Source organism: Streptomyces sp. NPDC050264, assembly GCF_040655895.1.
GTDB lineage: Bacteria > Actinomycetota > Actinomycetes > Streptomycetales > Streptomycetaceae > Streptomyces.
On sequence record NZ_JBFAKV010000016.1, the window covers coordinates 165,279 to 184,468 of the forward strand.

10 protein-coding genes are annotated in these 19,190 nt (G+C 70.9%); 6 read left to right on the forward strand and 4 right to left on the reverse strand.

All coding sequences use genetic code 11. The features are described 5' to 3' along the window. Positions 1-98: 98 nt before the first annotated feature. The 3 genes from AB0J02_RS27100 to AB0J02_RS27110 all read right to left on the reverse strand — a co-directional run bounded on the left by AB0J02_RS27100 (position 99) and on the right by AB0J02_RS27110 (position 6,241). The gene (locus tag AB0J02_RS27100) at positions 99-1,724 is read right to left on the reverse strand and encodes an alpha/beta hydrolase (protein WP_363196377.1); all 1,626 of its coding nucleotides are present in this window, start codon (positions 1,722-1,724) and stop codon (positions 99-101) included. 96 nt (positions 1,725-1,820) lie between these two features. After that, positions 1,821-3,365 carry an alpha/beta hydrolase gene (locus AB0J02_RS27105; RefSeq protein WP_363196378.1) on the reverse strand — a complete coding sequence of 515 codons (1,545 nt, stop codon included), beginning with the start codon at positions 3,363-3,365 and terminating at the stop codon, positions 1,821-1,823. 107 nt (positions 3,366-3,472) lie between these two features. Further along, the gene (locus AB0J02_RS27110; protein WP_363196379.1) at positions 3,473-6,241 is read right to left on the reverse strand and encodes a lysylphosphatidylglycerol synthase domain-containing protein; all 2,769 of its coding nucleotides are present in this window, start codon (positions 6,239-6,241) and stop codon (positions 3,473-3,475) included. A 155-nt stretch (positions 6,242-6,396) separates the two neighbouring features. Between AB0J02_RS27110 and AB0J02_RS27115 the strand changes: the two genes are divergently transcribed. The 5 genes from AB0J02_RS27115 to nudC all read left to right on the forward strand — a co-directional run bounded on the left by AB0J02_RS27115 (position 6,397) and on the right by nudC (position 16,430). Further along, positions 6,397-6,771: an MGMT family protein gene (locus tag AB0J02_RS27115; RefSeq protein WP_363196408.1), complete on the forward strand. Its 375-nt coding sequence runs from the start codon at positions 6,397-6,399 to the stop codon at positions 6,769-6,771. A 278-nt stretch (positions 6,772-7,049) separates the two neighbouring features. Then, on the forward strand, positions 7,050-10,352 hold the full coding sequence (locus AB0J02_RS27120; RefSeq protein WP_363196380.1) for an ATP-dependent DNA helicase: 3,303 nt from the start codon (positions 7,050-7,052) through the stop codon (positions 10,350-10,352). Between the two features lie 63 nt (positions 10,353-10,415). Next, positions 10,416-13,964 (forward strand): ATP-dependent DNA helicase, encoded by a 3,549-nt coding sequence (locus AB0J02_RS27125; protein WP_363196381.1) that lies wholly within the window; start codon positions 10,416-10,418, stop codon positions 13,962-13,964. A 10-nt stretch (positions 13,965-13,974) separates the two neighbouring features. Continuing rightward, positions 13,975-15,387 carry a dipeptidase gene (locus AB0J02_RS27130; protein ID WP_363196382.1) on the forward strand — a complete coding sequence of 471 codons (1,413 nt, stop codon included), beginning with the start codon at positions 13,975-13,977 and terminating at the stop codon, positions 15,385-15,387. 83 nt (positions 15,388-15,470) lie between these two features. Continuing rightward, on the forward strand, positions 15,471-16,430 hold the full coding sequence (gene nudC, locus AB0J02_RS27135; protein WP_363196383.1) for an NAD(+) diphosphatase: 960 nt from the start codon (positions 15,471-15,473) through the stop codon (positions 16,428-16,430). A 9-nt stretch (positions 16,431-16,439) separates the two neighbouring features. Here nudC and AB0J02_RS27140 read toward each other — a convergent pair whose 3' ends face one another. Further along, positions 16,440-16,682, reverse strand: a complete 243-nt coding sequence (locus AB0J02_RS27140; RefSeq protein WP_363196384.1) for a mycoredoxin — start codon at positions 16,680-16,682, stop codon at positions 16,440-16,442. Between the two features lie 162 nt (positions 16,683-16,844). Between AB0J02_RS27140 and AB0J02_RS27145 the strand changes: the two genes are divergently transcribed. After that, complete coding sequence (locus tag AB0J02_RS27145) at positions 16,845-19,064, forward strand: ATP-dependent DNA helicase UvrD2 (protein WP_363196385.1); 2,220 nt, start codon at positions 16,845-16,847, stop codon at positions 19,062-19,064. The last annotated feature ends 126 nt before the right edge of the window (positions 19,065-19,190 follow it).

A 19,190-nucleotide genomic window follows, 5' to 3' on the forward strand; every position in this document is an offset into this window, starting at 1 on the left:
CGCCACTCGGCCATGACCTTCCCGGACGGGCCCCGCGCACAGTGCGCGGGGCCCGTCCGGCATGTCGGGGTCCCGCAGCGCGTCCGGGCCGCCCACGGTCAGGAGCACACCTTGCCGTCGCGCGGTATTCGCCCCTCCAGCAGATACGAGTTCACCGTCGAGTCGACACAGGAGCTGCCGGAGCCGTACGCCCCGTGTCCCTCGCCCTTCCAGGTCAGCTCGACGCCGACGCCCTTGCCCAACTCGTCCGCCATGCGCCGCGCGCCTTCATAAGGCGTCGCCGGATCGCCGGTGTTGCCGACGACGAGTACCGGCGCCGCACTCGGCGCGCTCACGTCCGGGTCGGTCCATTGCCCCGGCACCGGCCAGTCGTGGCACCAGCCCGCAGTGTCCCAGCCCATGTACTGCCCGAAGACGGGGGAGATGGCGCGGAACTTCGCAAGCCGTGCCTTCGTCTGCGCGATCGTCGGCCGTGCCTTGTCGTCGAGGCAGGAGATCGCCCGCTGCGAGTGACTGGCCGTGCCGTAATGCCCGCTCCCGTCACGGTCGTTGTAGGAGTCGGCGAGTGCCAGCAGTGTCGTGCCGTCGCCCTTCTCCGCGTCGTGCAGCCCCCTCGTGAGGGCCGACCAACTGGTCTTGCTGTAAAGGGTGACGGCTATGCCCGTGGTCGCGAGCGACTCGGTCAGCTCGCGGCCGCCCGATGCGGGCAGTGGCTGTGCGTCGAGCCGTTTCAGGAGCGCCGCGATCTCGCGTGATCCCTCCTTCGGGTCCTTGCCGCGGGACGTGAAGTAGTTGTCGAGGGCGCGCTGGAAACCGCGTGCCTGGTTCTCGGCCTCGCCGACCCGCCCCGCCGTCGGGTCGACGACGGCGTCCAGGACGAGTCGGCCGGCCTTGCCTGGGAACAAGCGGGCGTAGACGCCTCCGAGTTCGGTCCCGTACGAGACGCCCATGTAGTGCAACTCGTCGTCCCCGAGAACCTCACGCATCAGGTCCAGGTCGCGAGCCGCTTCGGTCGTCGACACATGGCCGAGCAACTTTCCGGCCTTCTCGCAGCCCGCACCGAAGTCCTCGGCGTCCTTGAGGTACGCCCTCTCCTCGGCCGCGGTGTCGGGGGTGAGGTCGACGGATTCGGCGGCCCGCATGTCCTTGTCGCCGCGGCACCGTATCCCTTCGCTGGCCGAGACCCCGCGCGGGTCGAAGCTCACCAGGTCGTAGCGCTCGCGCAGCTTCGCGTACTGCGGGGCGAAGGCCGGCATCAGATCGACACCGGAACCGCCGGGGCCGCCGAAGTTGAACAAGAGCGAGCCGATCCGATCGTCCCCGCCGCCGCGGGCCTTGGCGCGGATGAGGGCGAGGCCGATGGCCGGCCCGTCCGGCTTCGCGTAGTCGAGCGGGGCCTTGAGCGTCGCGCACTGCCAGTCGGACCCGGGCGCGGGCGCGCCCGCGGTCGCCCCGCAACGGCCCCAACTCAGACGCTGACTCGTGAGCGACGAGGGAAGAGGAGGCAGCGCGGCCGCGCGGGGTGGTGCCGACGCGGTGGATCGCGAGGCACCGCCCGTCGACGGCTTCGGATCGTCCCCTCCGCCCCTGCCCCCGCCTGAGCCAGTGCAGCCTGTGAGCAGACCGGTCGTGAGGACGACGGCCGCTGCCAGCGCGACTGCCCTGGCCCCTGTTCCCACATGTGTGCGTGCGCCTGCGCGGGCACGCGAATCCCTTGGTGCCATGGCACCTCCCCCCTCAACCGCCCCCGTTCGAGAGACAGTCAGGCCATCGTAGGAGGGGACGCGGACATCCGCTCCGGCCTGTGGACAACTCCGCGATCACGAGCAGACCGTTCCCTCTTTCGGGGCCGTCCCGTCGAGGAGATAGCTGTTCACAGCGGTGTGCACGCACTTGTTCCCGCTGTCGTACGCGCCATGGCCCTGGCCCTTGTACGTCAGCTCGACACCCACGCCGTCACCCAGCGCGGCCGCCATCTTCCGCGCGCCCTCGTACGGGGTCGCCGGGTCACCGGTGTTGCCGACGACGAGGATCGGCGCGGAGCCGGGCGCGCTCACGTCCGGGTGGGCGGCGGCTCCGTCGACGGCCCAGTCGGTGCAGCCGAGCATGCCCCAGGCCAGGTAGTCACCGAACAACGGGGATGCGGCACGGAACTCGGGCAGCTTCGCCTCGATGTCCTTCGTCGTGTAGCGCGGCTTGTCGTCGGCGCAGTTGACGGAGACGTTGGCGGCCTGGATGTTGCTGTACTTGCCGTCCTCGTTGCGCCCGTTCATCGAGTCGGACAGCAGCATGAGGATCTTGCCGTCGCCGTCGTACGCCTGCTGGAGCCCCTCGGTGAGGTACTCCCAGAAGTCCTGCGAGTACAAGGACTGCGCGATCCCGTTGGTCGCGGCGGTCTGTGTCAGATCGCGCGGAAAGATACCCGGGATGGGCTTGTCGTCGAGCTCGTCGAGCAGCTTGGCGATCTTGTCCTTGACGTCCTGAGAAGTATCGCCGACCGGGCAGTCCTCGGCTTTGGACGTGCAGTCCTTCGCGTAGTTGTCGAGGGCGAGCTGGAACCCCTTGGCCTGGCCGAGCGAGCTCTGCTCCGCGTCCTGCGTGGGGTCGACGACTCCGTCGAACACGGCGCGGCCCACGTTCTTGGGGAACAAGTGGGCGTAGACACCGCCGAGTTCGGTGCCGTAGGAGATGCCGAAGTAGTGCAGTTTGTCGTCGCCGAGGACCTGACGCATCAGATCCATGTCGCGGGCAGCGTCGGTGGTGCGGACATGGGGGAGGACCGCGCCGGAATTCTTCTCGCAGGCGCCGTTGAACGACGTGATGTTGTCGACGAACTTCGTCTGTTCCGCCGTGTCGTCCGGTGTCGAGTCCTGCTGGAAGTACTCGTCGAGCTCCTCGTCGTCCTCGCACTCGATGCCGGCGCTGCGGCCCACCCCGCGCGGGTCGAAGCTGACCAGGTCGTAGCGGGTGCGCAGCTGCGCGTAGTCGGTGCCGAACGCGGGCAGGGTGGTGACGCCCGAGCCGCCCGGGCCACCGAAGTTGAAGACGAGCGAGCCGATGCGCCGGTCCTTGTCGCCGCTCGCCTTCGCACGGATCAGCGCGAGGCCGATCGTCTTGCCCTTGGGGTCGCCCCAGTTGAGGGGGGCCTTCATGGTGGCGCACTGCCAGGTGGTGCCGCCGGGCAGCGGGGACGGGGCAGCGCCGCCGCCCTCGGACTCCGCCGGTGCGGGGCAGTCCTTCCAGCTCAGGGTCTGGGACGGCAGATCCACGGCGTCCTCGGACTCGCTGCAGGCCGCGAGTGAGGCGGACAGCAGGGCGGCGGTGACGGCCAGGGCAGCGGCGCGGGGCCGGGACGGATTGGGCATGCGTCCATCCTGCGGCGGCCGCGTGCGGCGCGCTCGGGGTACGGGCTGTGCGGGTGAGGTCCCTTCAGGCCGTTTCGTCCAGGACGCGGACTCCTGCAAAGGCCTCTCTACAGAGCGCCCTTGCGCGTCAGGTGGTTGAAGAACAGCCAGCCGGGCAGCACGGGCAGCCACAAGGTGAGCAATCGGTACAGCAGCACCGCCGGAGCGGCCACTTCCTTGGGAAGTCCCACCGCGATGAGACCCACCGTCAGTGTGGCCTCGACGGCGCCCACGCCGCCGGGGGTCGGCGCGGCGGAACCGAGCGCGTTGCCGGCCAGGAAGACCACCGCGACGCTGGCCAGGCTCAGACTCGTCGTGTTGTCGCCGAAAGCACGGATCGAGGCGTCCAGACACATCACGAAGCAGGCGGTCAGCAGCAGCATGCCGCCGATGCCCGTGAGCAGCTTGCGAGGCCGCTGCAGCACGTCGAGCATGCGCGGCACGACACCGGCGAACAGCGACCGCACGCGCGTGACGACGAACTTACGTAGGAAGGGAATCGACGTCATGACGAGGACAAGTACGGCGACCGTCAGCAGACCCGCGATGACCGTACGGGACGGCGACAAGGAAGGCGTCTTTTCGGTCCCTGTCAGGTAGCCGAAGGTGAGCAGCAGCAGGATGTGGCTGCCCATGCCGAACAGCTGGGAGGCGCCGACACTGGCGACCGCGAGTCCGGGGCGCACACCGGCACGCTGCAGGAAGCGTGTATTGAGCGCCACGCCGCCGACCGCAGCGGGAGCCACGATCTTCACGAACGACCCGGCGACCTGAGCCGCGACGGTCCGCATGAAGGGAACCCGTTCGGGCACGAAGCCCAGCAGGCTCATGGCCGCCGCTACGTAGCTGAGTGCGGAGAACAGCACCGCCAGGCCCACCCAGCCCCACTCGGCCTCGCTGACGATCGCGCCCAAGTCCATGTGGGTGAGCTGCGACAACAGGAAGTACGCGCCGATCGCACCGGCGATGAAACTGATCAGCGTGCGCGGTCGGATGCGCTCCAGGCGGGCCGGTTCGACGGGTGCCTGGGGTCGGATGCGCAGCACCTGATGGCGGATCTGCGTGAGCAGATCCTCCTCGCGCGCTTCGTCGAGGGCCACGTCGATGGCCCGCTTCTCGGCCTGCCGCTCGGCCTTCTCGGACTTCTTCTCGGCGCGTACGGACTTTCTCTCGTCGCTGTCGACCTCGGCGCTTTCTTCCAGGCGTGCCTGTTTGGCCTTGCTGGACGCCTCCAGAACGGCCTCGCGCTCGCGCTGGGCGCGCTCCCGCCCGAGCTTGCGCAGCGTCGCCCTGGTGGAGCGGGTGAGCGCGATCGGCTGCAGCAGCGGCAGACAGTCGGCGACGGTGTCGGGGCCGAGGACTCCTACGGCGGAGGCGACGGACCGTTCGGCGCCCACGCGCAGGCCCAGCGTGGTGAGCAGCTGCGCGGTGTCCATGCGCAGGACCAGATCGCCCGCGGCGATCTCGCCGCCGCGCAGGTCCGTGAGGATCACCGTGCCGGAACGATCCACCAAAATCGCGTCGCCCGCGAGCCGCCGGTGCGCGATCCTCCTGGACTGCAGCGCCTGCACCTGGTGCCAGGTGTCGCGCAGCAGGTCATCGGTGATCTCCTCGTCCGGCATCGTGTCCAGGGACCGGCCGCCGATGTGCTCGTACACGAGGATCACGGCGTCGGGGCCCAGCTCGGAGGTGGCGATCAGCTTCGGCGCGTTCGCGCCCGCCGAGATCGCCGCGTAGGCGAGCAGCGCCTCCTGCTCCAGTGCCTGGCGCAGCGACTGGAGGCTGCGGCGCTGGGTGATGCCGCGCAGCGTCAGGCGCCGCCACACGCGGTAGAAGAAGCCCTGCGCCTGCTGTTCGCGGTCGACGACGGTGACGTCCAGCGGTGGGCCGTCCTCCAAGGTGACGAAGTAGCGCCGGCCTCTGTCGCCGTTCTCCGTCGCGCCTTCGTGGGCCTCCTCGCGCGAGGCACTGACGGGATGGAAGCCGACATGCCGCAGGCCGGCCAGGAGCGTCTGTCCTGTAGGGCGCACGTTGGGGGAGCCGACGGCATAGAGCGTTCCGTAGGCGACGGTCCAGCCGATGAGGATCGTCAGGATGATCGAGAACGGCGTGGTGTAACCGGTGACCAGCATCGCGAACGCGTCGAGCAGCAGCACCACCCACAGGACCACGCGCCATCGTGGTCGCCGGGACATGCCGACGGCGGTCATGTAGGCGATGACGGGCGCCAAGTAGCCGTGCACCGGGTCGGTGAGCGCATGGATGTCGCCGGGCGACACCTTGGTGAGCGCGTCCTGGATGGACTGCGGCGCGGCCTTGGCGACCCAGAGGTCGGTCGCGAGCGTCACCCCGTGGGCGAGGACCGCCGCGAGCACCCCGTCGGCGATCCGCAGGCCGTCGCGCTTGATGAGCCGCTCGATGGCGAACGCGACCGGCACGAGAAGGATCGCGATGCTCGAGGCGAGCCCCGCGAACTTGGTGAGCAGGTCCGGGGCCTGCCCTGTGCCCTTGTTGATGTCCTGGGCGAAGCCCGAGGTCGTGGCGTGCGCGAACGCGGCGATGGCCAGCAGCACGGCGACCGCGAGCACACCCACGAGCAGGCGCATCAGGTCGGAGGGGCGGTGCACGCGCGCGGGAAGCAACGGTTCGTCACCGTCGACCCGCTCCACATGCGTATCCGCGTCCACGCAGTCGGGATCGTGCAGTGGCTGCTCGTGTTTCGCCTCGGCGGCCTCCTCGGCCGGATCCTCAGGGCGCGCCGGTGTCACAGAGGGGCCCTCCGCCTTCTCGGGGTCCACGCTCTGCTGCTCCGTCGTCTCTTCTTGATCTCGTATCACCAGTCACCGCCCGCACGATGGTGGCATGTCCTCTCGCCACAGGGAGGTATCAGGGTGCATTCGAGGAGCGCGAAGTCGTCGGCAAGCGCCTTCTTGTATGTCTCTCCAGGAGGCCGCTTGTACGTCTCTCCATGTTGTCGGTGTCGTGGGGCAGGATGGGCCGGATGAGCGAGGAGAGCGAGCCGACAGCTGCACTGCCCGAATACGCGGAGCGGGTCCTCGAGGTCGCCGAGCTGATTCCGCCGGGCCGGGTCATGACGTACGGGGACGTCGCCGAGTGGCTGGAGGAGGGCGGCCCGCGCCAAGTGGGGCGCGTGATGGCCCTCTACGGAGGGGCCGTGCCGTGGTGGCGCGTGGTGCGCGCCGACGGGGCGCTGCTCCCGGGCCACGAACTGCGGGCGCTCGGCCACTACAGGGAGGAGAGCACGCCGCTGCGCGATGCCTCCCGTGCCGCGGAGGGCCACCTGCCGCGCCTCGACATGAAGCGGGCGCGGTGGGACGGCCGGACGCGTACGGAAGCTCACAATTGACACCTTCGACCATCCTTGCCGCGGGCGGGGTGCCGGTGACCCGTACGGGGGAAAAGGGGCACTCGGGGCACTTCGCCACGGCAGTGCCCGTTCGTGAGACAGGGCACACCTGCGCCGAAAGCGACGAGAGGGAGGCGTCGGAAGCTCGGCTTCCGCCACACTCGACGGCGTAGCGTCGACGGCACCATCGATGGCAGACACCTCCTTCGCCCCGTAGCCACCGCACCGCGCGGACAGCGATTCGACCACCAGCACACCCACCAGGACCAGCGATCCACGTGAGTTCCTCTTCGTCCACCCGGCACCTGTCGCACCACCAGGTTCGACAGGCGGTCCCGGGCGCGTATCGCCTGGTGCGTACCCCGGCGGCTGCCGTGGACCCCCCTCGTCTGGACGCACCTCAGCGTGCTGTGGTTGACCACGGCCATGGACCGATGCTCGTCCTGGCCGGACCGGGGACGGGCAAAACCACGACTCTTGTAGAAGCGGTGTCGGCGCGCATCGCCAAGGGCACCGAACCCGCTCGCATTCTTGTGCTCACGTTCAGCCGCAAGGCGGCCGTCGAACTGCGCGACCGTATGGCGCTGCGCATAGGAGCCGCACGCGCCCCACAGGCGACGACGTTTCACTCGTTCTGTTACGCACTCGTACGTGCCCACCAGGATGCGGACCTCTTCGCGGAACCCCTCCGCCTCCTGTCCGGCCCCGAACAGGATGTCGCCGTCCGCGAACTGCTCGCGGGCCAGGTCGACCTGGACAAGGCCGGGCTCGCGCATGTGCGCTGGCCCGACGAGCTGCGCGCCTGCCTCACCACGCGGGGTTTCGCCGACGAGGTGCGCGCGGTCCTCGCCCGCAGCCGTGAGCTGGGCCTGGGACCCGAGTCCCTGGACGCCTTCGCGCGCCGCATCGGGCGCCCAGACTGGCGCGCGGCCGCCACATTCCTCGCCGAGTACCTGGACGTGCTCGACATGCAGGGCGTGCTCGACTACGCGGAACTCGTCCATCGCGCCGTGCTCCTCGCCCGGCAGCAGGAAGTCGCCGACCAACTCGCCGCGCAGTACGACGCCGTGTTCGTCGACGAGTACCAGGACACCGATCCGGCCCAGGTCCGGCTGCTGCACGCGCTCGCGGGCGGCGGCCGGACCCTGGTCGCGTTCGGCGACCCGGACCAGTCGATCTACACGTTCCGCGGCGCCGACGTGAACGGCATCCTGGACTTCCCCGACGACTTCCCGCGCGCGGACGGCGCCCCCGCCCCGGTCGAGGTCCTCACCACGTCCCGGCGCTCCGGAAGCCACCTGCTGGAAGCCACCCGCCGCATCACCCAGCGCATGCCGCTGACCCGCCTGCCCACCCAGAAGGTGCGCGCCCACCGCGCGCTCACCCCTGTGCGCGACGGCGGCCGGGCCGAGGTCTGCACGTACCCGACCTCGGGCACCGAGCTCGACAACATCGCGGACATCCTGCGCAGGGCCCACCTGGAGGACGGCGTTCCGTGGAGCGACATGGCCGTGCTGGTGCGCGCGGGCACGCGCAGCATCCCTTCGGTGCGGCGCGCGCTCACGGCGGCCGGTGTTCCCCTGGACATCGACGGCGACGACCTGCCGCTGCGCCATGAGCCGGCGGTCGCGCCCCTGCTCACCGCGTTGAAGGCGGTGGCACAGAGCCCGCCCGAGGGCGACGCGGAGGACGACACCGAAGGCGGGCTGCGGTTCGACACCGAGACCGCGCTCACGCTCCTGGCCTCGCCACTGGCCGGCATGGACGCCGCCGATCTGCGCCGCTTGGGACGCGCCCTGCGCGAGGAGGAGCGCGCGGCCGGCAACCATGTGCCGCCGCCCTCCGACGAACTGCTCGCCCGCGCGCTCGCCGAGCCGGGGCGCCTCGCCCTGCACGATCCGGCGTACGCGCGCGGTGCACAACGCCTCGGCGCACTGCTGGCGACGGCCCGCGAGAAGCTCGACGACGGCGGCACCGCGGAGGAAGCCCTCTGGGAGCTGTGGAACGGCACACCGTGGCCGCAGCGTCTGGAGCGTGCCGCCCGACGCGGCGGCGCGGCAGGGCGCAACGCGGACCGTGACCTGGACGCCGCCTGCGCCCTGTTCGCCATCGCCTCCCGCGCGGAGGAGCGCACCGGAGGCCGTGGCGCCCGCAACTTCCTTGCGGAGCTGGACGCCCAGGACATCGCCGCCGACACCCTCGCCGGACGAGCGGTACGTCCCGATGCCGTGCGCCTGATGACCGCGCACCGCTCCAAGGGGCTGGAGTGGCGGCTGGTCGTCGTCGCAGGCGTACAAGAGGGCCTGTGGCCGGATCTGCGCCGTCGAGGCTCCCTCCTGGAGGCCGACCGCATCGGACGCGACGGTCTCGCCGAGCCCCTCACCCCGGGCGCGTTGCTGGCCGAGGAGCGGCGCCTGTTCTACGTGGCTGCCACGCGCGCGCGGGAGCGGCTGGTCGTCACCGCGGTGAAGGCGCCCGCGGACGACGGCGACCAGCCCTCCCGGTTCCTGACCGAACTCGGCATCGAGCCCAAGGACGTCGCCGGCCGTCCACGACGTCCGCTGTCGGTGGCGGCTCTCGTCGCGGAACTGCGTGCCACCACGGTCGACCCCCGCATCTCCGACGCCCTGAGGGAGGCCGCTGCCCGTCGCCTCGCCCGCCTCGCCGCACTCAGTGACGACGACGGCCGTCCGCTCGTGCCGTCCGCTCACCCGTACCGCTGGTGGGGCATGTACGAGCCCACCGAGAGCAAGGTCCCGCTGCGGGACCGGGACAAGCCCGTCGTGCTGTCGGGAAGCGCCCTCGATCAACTCGCCAACACGTGTTCGCTGCAATGGTTCCTGGGCCGTGAGGTGAAGGCCGACGCCCCCGCCACTGCCGCCCAGGGCTTCGGCAACGTCGTGCACGTCCTGGCCGACGAGGTCGCATCCGGCCGCACGCCGGCCGATCTCGCGGTCCTCATGGAGCGCCTCGACTCCGTATGGGACGCCCTCGCCTTCGACGCGCCGTGGAAGTCGGCCCAGGAGAAGGAGCACGCGCGCGTGGCGCTCGAGCGCTTCCTTCAATGGCACGTCATGGACCGCACCGGCCGCACTCCGGTCGCCAGCGAGCACGGCTTCGACGTGACCCTCGAAGCAGGCTCCTACGAAGTACGCATCCGCGGATCCATGGACCGCGTCGAGCACGACACCGAAGGGCGCGCCTACGTAGTCGACTTCAAGACCGGTAAGCAGGTCCCCAGCGCGGCCGACGTCGCCCGCCATCCGCAGCTCGCCGTATATCAGCTCGCCGTGCGCGAGGGCGCTGTGGACGAGCTCTTCGACGGGGCCCGCCCCCACCCCGGGGGAGCCGAACTGGTGCAGTTGCGTCAGGGCGCACCCAAGAAGGACGGCGGCGAGACGCTCCCCAAGGTGCAGGCGCAGGAGCCCCTCGAAGGGGAGTGGGTCGGCGACCTCCTCGCCACCGCCGCGGGCAAGGTGCTCGACGAGCGCTTCGCACCGACCACCGGACAGCACTGCACGCACTGCGCCTTCCGCGCCTCGTGCAGCGCACGGCCCGAGGGCCATCACGTCGTGGAGTGACGTACGCCTCCGCCGGGCCAAAACAGGCTGGCGCTGTCAGTGGTGCCGGTTAGCCTCGATGAGGTGACCACACGCCTCACCGACCCCGAGCAGCTCAAGGAGCTGCTGGGCATCCCATTCACCCCGGAGCAAACGGCCTGCATCATCGCGCCGCCCGCTCCGCAGGTGATCGTGGCCGGGGCCGGTTCCGGCAAGACGACGGTGATGGCCGCGCGGGTGGTCTGGCTGGTGGGCACCGGGCAGGTCGCGCCCGAGCAGGTGCTCGGCCTCACGTTCACCAACAAGGCCGCGGGCGAGCTGGCCGAGCGCGTCCGCAAGGCCCTCGTCAAGGCGGGCGTCACCGACCCCGACACCATCGACCCGGACAACCCTCCCGGCGAGCCCGTGATCTCGACCTACCACGCCTTCGCCGGCCGCCTCCTGACCGACCACGGGCTGCGCATCGGCCTCGAACCCACGACGCGGCTGCTCGCCGACGCCACCCGCTTCCAGCTCGCCGCGCGTGTGCTGCGCGAGGCACCGGGCCCGTACCCCGCCCTCACCCGCTCCTTCGCCGACCTGATCAGCGATCTGCTCGCCCTCGACGCCGAGCTGTCCGAGCACCTCGTGCGGCCCGAAAAACTGCGGGCGTACGACCACGAACTGCTGCGCGCCCTCGAAGGCGCCAAGCTGAGCAACGCGGATCTGCGCAAGGTCCCCGAGGCCGCCGCCGCCCGACTGGAGCTGGCCGAACTGGTGGGCCACTACAGGGAGGCCAAGCGGGCGCGGGACGTCCTCGACTTCGGTGATCAGATCGCGCTGTCGGCCACGCTCGCCGGCACGCGGCCCGAGGTCGGCGAGATCCTGCGCGACGAGTTCCGGGTCGTCCTGCTCGACGAGTACCAGGACACGTCCGTGGCCCAACGAATCCTGTTGGCGGGCCTGTTCGGCGCCGGCACCGGCCACGCCGTGACGGCCGTGGGCGACCCCTGCCAGGCGATCTACGGATGGCGCGGCGCCTCGGTCGCCAACCTCGACGACTTCCCGCGCCACTTCGCCTACGGCGACGGCCGTCCGGCCACCCGCTTCGCGCTCAGCGAGAACCGGCGCAGCGGCGGCCGCCTCCTCGACCTGGCCAACGGACTGGCCGAGCCGTTGCGGGCGATGCACGCGGGCGTGGAGGCACTGCGGCCCGCCCCCGGGGCCGAGCGCGACGGCACCGTGCGCTGCGCCCTCCTGGGCACCCACAGCGAGGAGATCGACTGGCTCGCCGACTCCATCGCCCATCTCGTCGCCACGGGGAAGGAGCCCGGCGAGATCGCTGTCCTGTGCCGTACCGCCACTGACTTCGCCGAGATCCAGGGCGCACTCGTCGCCCGCGACATCCCCGTCGAGGTGGTCGGCCTCTCGGGGCTGTTGCACCTCCCCGAAGTCGCCGATCTGGTCGCCGTGTGCGAGGTGCTCCAGGACCCCGGGGCCAACGCCTCTCTGGTGCGGCTGCTGACCGGCCCCCGGTGGCGCATCGGTCCGCGCGACCTCGCCCTGCTGGGACGCAGGGCCCGCTTGCTGGTCTCCCACGCGCGCGGAGGCGACGAAGACGATCCGGACCGCCGCCTCGCCGAGGCCGTCGAGGGCGTCGACCCGTCCGAAGTGATATCGCTCGCGGACGCGCTCGACACGTTCCTCGAGACCTCCGCCGAGGCGGACAGGGACGCCGACGGGCTGCCCTTCTCGCCCGACGCGCGCGTGCGCTTCGCCCGGCTCGCCACCGAACTGCGCGACCTGCGCCGCTCGTTGTCCGACCCGCTCATGGACGTCCTGCACCGTGTGCTGGCCGTCACCGGTCTGGAGGTCGAACTTTCGGCGTCCCCGCACGCGTTGGCGGCCCGCCGCCGCGAGACGCTGTCCAACTTCCTCGACGTCGCCGCCTCCTTCGCGGCCAACGACAGCTCCGCGTCCTTGCTCGCCTTCCTCGGATTCCTGCGCACCGCGGCCCAGTACGAGAAGGGCCTCGACAACGCGCTCCCGGGCGGCGAGAACACCGTGAAGGTGCTCACCGCCCACAAGTCCAAAGGCCTGGAGTGGGACGTCGTCGCCGTCCCCGGGCTCGTCAACGGCACGTTCCCGAGCGCCCAGGGCCGCGAGAAGTGGACGGCACAGGGCAAGGTCCTGCCGCACGAACTGCGCGGGGACGCGGCGATCCTGCCGGGCATAGAAGCCTGGGACTCCAGGAGCATGAAGGCCTTCCACGCCGACATGAAGGACCACCAGCACACCGAGGAACTCCGCCTGGGGTACGTCACCTTCACGCGCCCTCGCACGCTGCTGCTCGGTTCCGGCCACTGGTGGGGGCCCTCCCAGAAGAAGCGGCGCGGGCCGTCCGCCTTCCTTCAGGCGCTGTACGAGCACTGCGCCGCCGGATACGGCGAGATCGAGGTCTGGGCGGACGAACCGGCGGAGGACGAGGAGAACCCGGCACTCCAGGAGGCGTCGGCCGAGCACGCCTGGCCGCTGCCGCTCGACGAGGCGTCCCTGGCCCGCCGCCGCGCGGCGGCCGACACGGTTCTCGCCTACTTGGAGCGTGCCGCGCACACCGGCGGCACCGCGGAAGCCCGCGCGCACACGCAGACCCACCCCGCCGCTTACGATGAGCCGCCCTTCGAAGACCCGGACTGGCCGCCCCCACCCGACGACGACGAGCTTCTCTTCGAGGACGAAGAGTTCCTGGGCGATGCCGCGGACGACTGGGAGGACCTGTCCGCCGAGCGTCCCACCGTCCCGCACCCCGCACCGGAGCCGCCGATCCACGCGCGCGCGGTGGAGCCCCATGAGGCGGGCACAGCGCCCGTCGTCGTCCCGCACCCCGCGCCCGCCCCGGAGACCATGCCCACTCCGGAGGAGGCCCGCACCATCGCGTCCTGGGACCGCGATCTGGACGCCCTCGCGGGTGAGCTGCTGCGTGCCCGTGCGGGCGTGCGCGATGTGCCCGTGCCGCACTCGCTCACCGCGTCCCAGGTGCTGCGCATGGCCGCCGACCCCGACGGTTTCGCCCAGGAGCTGGCCCGCCCCATGCCACGCCCGCCCCAGCCGGCGGCCCGCCGGGGCACCCGCTTCCACGCCTGGGTCGAATCGCGCTTCGAGGAACTGCGTCTTCCCATGCTCGGCCCGGAGGAGCTGCCCGGCAGCGACGCGGAGATCGCGGACGAGCAGGACTTGGAGGCTCTCAAGGAAGCCTTCGAGCGCACCCCGTACGCGCACCTGGCTCCCTACCGGGTCGAGCTGCCTTTCCAGCTGGCCGTCGCGGGCCGCGTGGTGCGCGGCCGCATCGACGCCGTCTACAAGAGGGGCGACGGCGACGAGGTGGCGTACGAGATCGTCGACTGGAAGACCGGCCATCAGCAGACCGGGGACCCCCTCCAGCTCGCCGTCTACCGGCTCGCCTGGGCCGAGCTTCAGGGGGTGCCCCTGGAGTCGGTGAGCGCCGCCTTCGTGTACGTGCGCAGTGGCGAGACGGTCCGCCCGCGACGGCTGCCCGGCCGTGCGGAGCTGGAGCGGCTCCTCACGGAGGAACCGCAGGCCGCGGGGGAGTCCGTCGAGGAGCCGCCGGACGAGCACGCTCCGGTGGGGGACTAGGCTCGTGAGCATGAGCAAGCCCGTTGACAGCGCCGTCAGCACCGTACGTGCGTACATCGAGAACCACCGTGCGGCGTTCCTCGACGACCTCGCGGCCTGGCTGCGGATCCCTTCCGTCTCCGCCCAGCCCGCCCACGCACCGGACGTGCGACGCAGCGCCGACTGGCTCGCCGCCCAACTGGCCGCGACCGGCTTCCCGACCACCGAGGTGTGGGAAACGCCCGGCGCCCCCGCCGTGTTCGCCGAGTGGCCCTCCGGCGACCCGAAGGCCCCCACGGCCCTCGTCTACGGACACCACGACGTGCAGCCCGCCGCCCGCGAGGACGGCTGGGACACCGAGCCCTTCGAGCCCGTCGTCGTCGGAAACCGGCTCCACGCGCGCGGTGCCGCCGACGACAAGGGGCAAGTGTTCTTCCACACACTCGGAGTCCGCGCCCACCTCGCCGTCACAGGGCGCACCGCACCCGCCGTGAACCTCAAGTTGTTGATCGAAGGCGAGGAGGAGTCGGGCTCACCGAACTTCCGCGCCCTGGTGGAGGCAGAAAAGCAGCGTCTCGCCGCCGACGCCGTGATCGTCTCCGACACCGGCATGTGGTCCGAGGACACCCCCACGGTGTGCACCGGCATGCGCGGCCTCGCCGACTGCGAGATCGAGCTGCGCGGTCCCGGCCAGGACATCCACTCCGGCTCGTTCGGCGGCGCCGTCCCGAACCCGGCGACCGCGGCCGCCCGCCTTGTCGCCGCGCTGCACGACGACCACGCGCGCGTGGCCGTGCCCGGCTTCTACGACGGCATCATCGAGCTCACCGACCGGGAGCGCGAACTCTTCGCGGAGCTGCCCTTCGACGAGGCGCAGTGGCTGCGCACGGCCAAGTCCCGTGCCACGTACGGAGAGGCCGGGCACAGCACCCTGGAGCGCATCTGGGCCCGCCCCACCGCAGAGGTCAACGGCATCGGCGGCGGATATCAGGGCCCGGGCGGCAAGACGATCGTGCCGTCCTCCGCCCAGCTCAAACTCTCCTTCCGGCTCGTCGCAGGGCAGGACCCCGACCACATCGAGAAGGCGGTCACCGCCTGGGTCGCCGAGCAGTTGCCGGCGGGGATCAGCCACACCGTCACCTTCGGCGCCGCCACCCGGCCGTGCCTCACGCCCCTCGATCACCCGGCTCTGCAGTCCGTCGTACGCGCCATGGGCCGCGCCTTCGAAGAGGAGATCCGCTTCACGCGTGAAGGCGGGTCGGGGCCGGCGGCCGACCTTCAGGACGTCCTTGAGGCCCCCGTGCTCTTCCTGGGCATCTCCGTGCCCTCGGACGGCTGGCACGCCCCGAACGAGAAGGTCGAACTCGACCTCCTTATGAAGGGCGTCGAAACCACCGCCTACCTATGGGGCGATCTCGCGGAGAGCTGGACGGATGCTCCCTGAACGCAGTCCCGCCCCCGCCCGCCGTACGTCTTGCTGAACCGCCCGCCGAACCACCCTTTCCACCGGGGGAGTTGGAAGCACCTGTGACCACCTGGACCGACCGCACCGCCGACAACGCCGCAGACCGGCCGCTCTCGCTCGCCGCGCCGAGCGGGATCGATCGTGCCGCGCACCACCGCCTCGACGAAGCCTGGCTCGCCGCCGCGTGGAGCCACCCGACGACCCGTGTCTTCGTGGTCTCCGGCGGCCAGGTGCTCATCGACGAGACACCGGACGGCGCGACGGAACTGGTCATGACCCCGGCCTTCGAGGCGCCCCTCACCGAGGCCCACCGCTACTTCCTGGGCACCGACGAGGACGGCGTGAGCTACTTCGCGCTCCAGAAGGACACGCTTCCCGGGCGCATGGACCAGTCCGCGCGCCCCGCAGGACTGCGCGAGGCGGGCCTGCTGCTCTCACAGCGGGACGCCGGCCTCATGGTGCACGCCGTCGCTCTGGAGAACTGGCAGCGACTGCACCGCTTCTGCTCCCGCTGCGGCGAGCGCACCGTCATTGCCGCCGCGGGCCACATCCGCCGCTGCCAGGCCTGCGGGGCCGAGCACTACCCGCGCACCGACCCGGCCGTGATCATGGCGGTCATGGACGAGCAGGACCGCATCCTGCTCGGCCGCCAGGTGCACTGGCCCGAAGGCCGCTTCTCGACGCTGGCGGGCTTCGTGGAGCCCGGCGAGTCCATCGAGCAGTCGGTGCGCCGCGAGGTCTTCGAGGAGGCGGGTGTCCTCGTCGGTGACGTCGAATACGTCGCCAGCCAGCCCTGGCCGTTCCCCTCCAGCCTGATGCTCGGCTTCATGGCGCAGGCGACCTCGACGGAGATCAACGTCGACGGTGAGGAGATCCACGAAGCGCGCTGGTTCTCCCGCGACGACCTGCGGGCCGCCTTCGAGACCGGGGAGGTCATGCCTCCCTACGGAATCTCGATTGCGGCCCGCTTGATCGAACTCTGGTACGGCAAGCCCCTGCCGAAGCCCAACGACGCGCTGTGAGCGACGGGATCAGGCGCCGATCTTCTGCTTGACCTGCGCCAGCGAGGGGTTGGTGAGCGTCGAGCCGTCGTCGAAGAGAACGGTCGGGACCGTCTGGTTCCCACCGTTCGCCTTCTCGACGAACGCGGCCGAATCCGGGTCGTGCTCGATGTTGATCTCGGTGTATCCGATGCCCTCGCGGTCCATCTGCTTCTTCAACCGCTGGCAGTAGCCGCACCAGGTGGTGCTGTACATCGTCACAGTGCCCGGCATGTTCCTCGCGCTCCTTCGTGGCTGGGGGTGCGTGTTCGCAATCAGTCGAACGTACGCGACGCGGCCCCCATTCCCGCACGTCGGCCGTGCCAGTACGACTAACCCTGGCTGCCTGTGGACAACGTGACGCACCCGCCCTCGCGGACCTGGCAGCATGGCGGGGTGACAGCAGCAACGCACTCCACCCTGTTCCCGCAGGTCCCGGAATCGGCCGACGCGGTGCTCGACGGGCTCGACCCCGAGCAGCGCGCCGTGGCGACGGCCCTGCACGGTCCGGTGTGCGTGCTCGCGGGCGCGGGCACGGGCAAGACACGCGCGATCACCCATCGCATCGCGTACGGCGTTCGCGCCGGGATCCTCCAGCCCGCCAGTGTGCTCGCCGTCACCTTCACCAACCGCGCGGCCGGCGAGATGCGCGGCCGCCTGCGACAGCTCGGCGCGGGGGGAGTCCAGGCCCGTACGTTCCACTCGGCGGCCCTGCGCCAGCTCCAGTTCTTCTGGCCCAAGGCCGTCGGCGGGGAGCTGCCCCGACTCGTCGACCGCAAGATCCAGCTGGTCTCCGACGCCGCGGTGGCCTGCGGGCTGCGCCTCGACCGGGGCGAGCTGCGCGACGTGACCGCGGAGATCGAGTGGTCCAAGGTCACTCAGACCGTCCCCTCGGACTATGCGGCCGCGGCCCACAAGGCCGGGCGCGAGGCCGTCCGTCACCCCGCCGAGATCGCCCAGATCTACGCCAATTACGAGACGCTGAAGCGCGACCGGGGCGTCATCGACTTCGAGGACGTCCTGCTGCTGACCGTCGGCATCCTCCAGGACCGGCACGACATCGCCGACCAGATCCGTGCCCAGTACCAGCACTTCGTCGTCGACGAGTACCAGGACGTCAGCCCGCTCCAGCAGCGCCTGCTCGATCTGTGGCTCGGGGAGCGGGACAGCCTCTGCGTCGTCGGTGACGCCAGCCAGACGATCTACTCCTTCACCGGTGCCACCCCCGACCACCTGCTCAACTTCCGTAACCGCCACCCCGGTGCCACCGTCGTCAAGCTCGTCCGCGACTACCGCTCCTCGCCCCAGGTCGTGCGCCTCGCCAACGGCGTCCTCGCCAGGGCCAGCGGCCGGGCGGCCGACCACCGCCTGGAGCTGATCTCGCAGCGCGAGACAGGACCCGAGCCGGTCTACGTCGAGTACGCCGACGAGCCGGCCGAAGCCGAAGGCGCGGCACGCCGCATCCACGAGCTGATCGCCTCCGGTGTCTCCGCGGGCGAGATCGCGATCCTGTTCCGGACGAACAGCCAGTCGGGCATCTACGAACAGGCACTCGCCGACGCCGGCGTGCCCTACCTGCTGCGCGGAGCGGAGCGGTTCTTCGAGCGCGCGGAGGTGCGCAAGGCAGGCCACGCGCTGCGTGCGGCAGCCCGCTTCGGAAACAACGACGCAGGGTTGGACGCGGCGGTCGACCTGCCCTCGCTCGTCAGGGCGGTCCTGTCCGGCGAGGGCTGGACGACCGAACCGCCCGCGGGCTCGGGCGCGGTCCGGGACCGCTGGGAGTCACTCGCGGCCCTCGCCCGGCTCGCCGAGGACTGCGCGCAGGCCAAGCCCGAGGCCACGCTGGCCGACTTCGTGGCCGAGCTCGACGAGCGGGCGAACGCGCAGCACGCCCCGACCGTGGAAGGCGTCACCCTCGCGTCCTTGCACGCCGCCAAGGGACTCGAATGGGACGCCGTGTTCCTCGTCGGCCTCGCCGAGGGCATGATGCCGATCACGTACGCCAAGACCGATGAGCAGATCGAGGAGGAGCGCCGGCTGCTGTACGTCGGCGTGACCCGGGCCCGGCACCACCTCGGCCTGTCCTGGGCGCTGTCCCGCTCGCCCGGCGGCCGTCCCGGTCGCCGACCGAGCCGTTTCCTCGACGGACTGCGGCCGGGCTCCACGGGCGCGGCCGGGCGGAGCGCGAGCGTGGGGCGCGGTGGTGTCGAGCACGGGACGCGACCGGACGCCCTGGAGCCGCTGGGTGCCGCCGCCCGCCGCAGGGGTGCCAGAAAGGTGGCGCGCTGCCGGATGTGCGGGCGCACGCTCGAAGCGGCCGAGATGAAGCTGATGCGCTGCGAGGACTGTCCGTCCGACATGGACGAGGGAGTGTACGAGCGGCTCATCGAGTGGCGCGCCCGTACGGCGGCAGATCTCGGCCAGCCCGCGTTCTGCGTCTTCACCGACAAGACCCTGATCGCCATCGCCGAGGCCGCGCCGGAGGACGAGGGCGAGCTGTCCCGCATCCCGGGCGTCGGCGTGCGGAAGTTTCGCGCCCACGGATCCGATGTGCTGGCCATTTGTGCAGGTCAGGTCATGGGTGAGGAGCTCGGGGGAGCCGACGAGGAGGACTGATGCAAACTCGTCGAAAAAATAGTTTGCGCATGCCCCAGTAATCCCCATAGGTTCTTAATCACGAAAGCAGCGGCCTTCTCGAAGGCCCTGGTTCCGTGATGTACTTGAAAGCCGTCGGACCGGTTC

Bases quoted from the DNA above. Each gene is read 5' to 3' on its own strand.
- AB0J02_RS27130 (WP_363196382.1), top strand. From the start codon at position 13,975: ATGAGCAAGCCCGTTGACAGCGCCGTCAGCACCGTACGTGCGTACATC.
- AB0J02_RS27100 (WP_363196377.1), bottom strand. From the start codon at position 1,724: ATGGCACCAAGGGATTCGCGTGCCCGCGCAGGCGCACGCACACATGTG.
- AB0J02_RS27115 (WP_363196408.1), top strand. From the start codon at position 6,397: ATGGGCCGGATGAGCGAGGAGAGCGAGCCGACAGCTGCACTGCCCGAA.
- AB0J02_RS27140 (WP_363196384.1), bottom strand. From the start codon at position 16,682: ATGCCGGGCACTGTGACGATGTACAGCACCACCTGGTGCGGCTACTGC.
- AB0J02_RS27105 (WP_363196378.1), bottom strand. From the start codon at position 3,365: ATGCCCAATCCGTCCCGGCCCCGCGCCGCTGCCCTGGCCGTCACCGCC.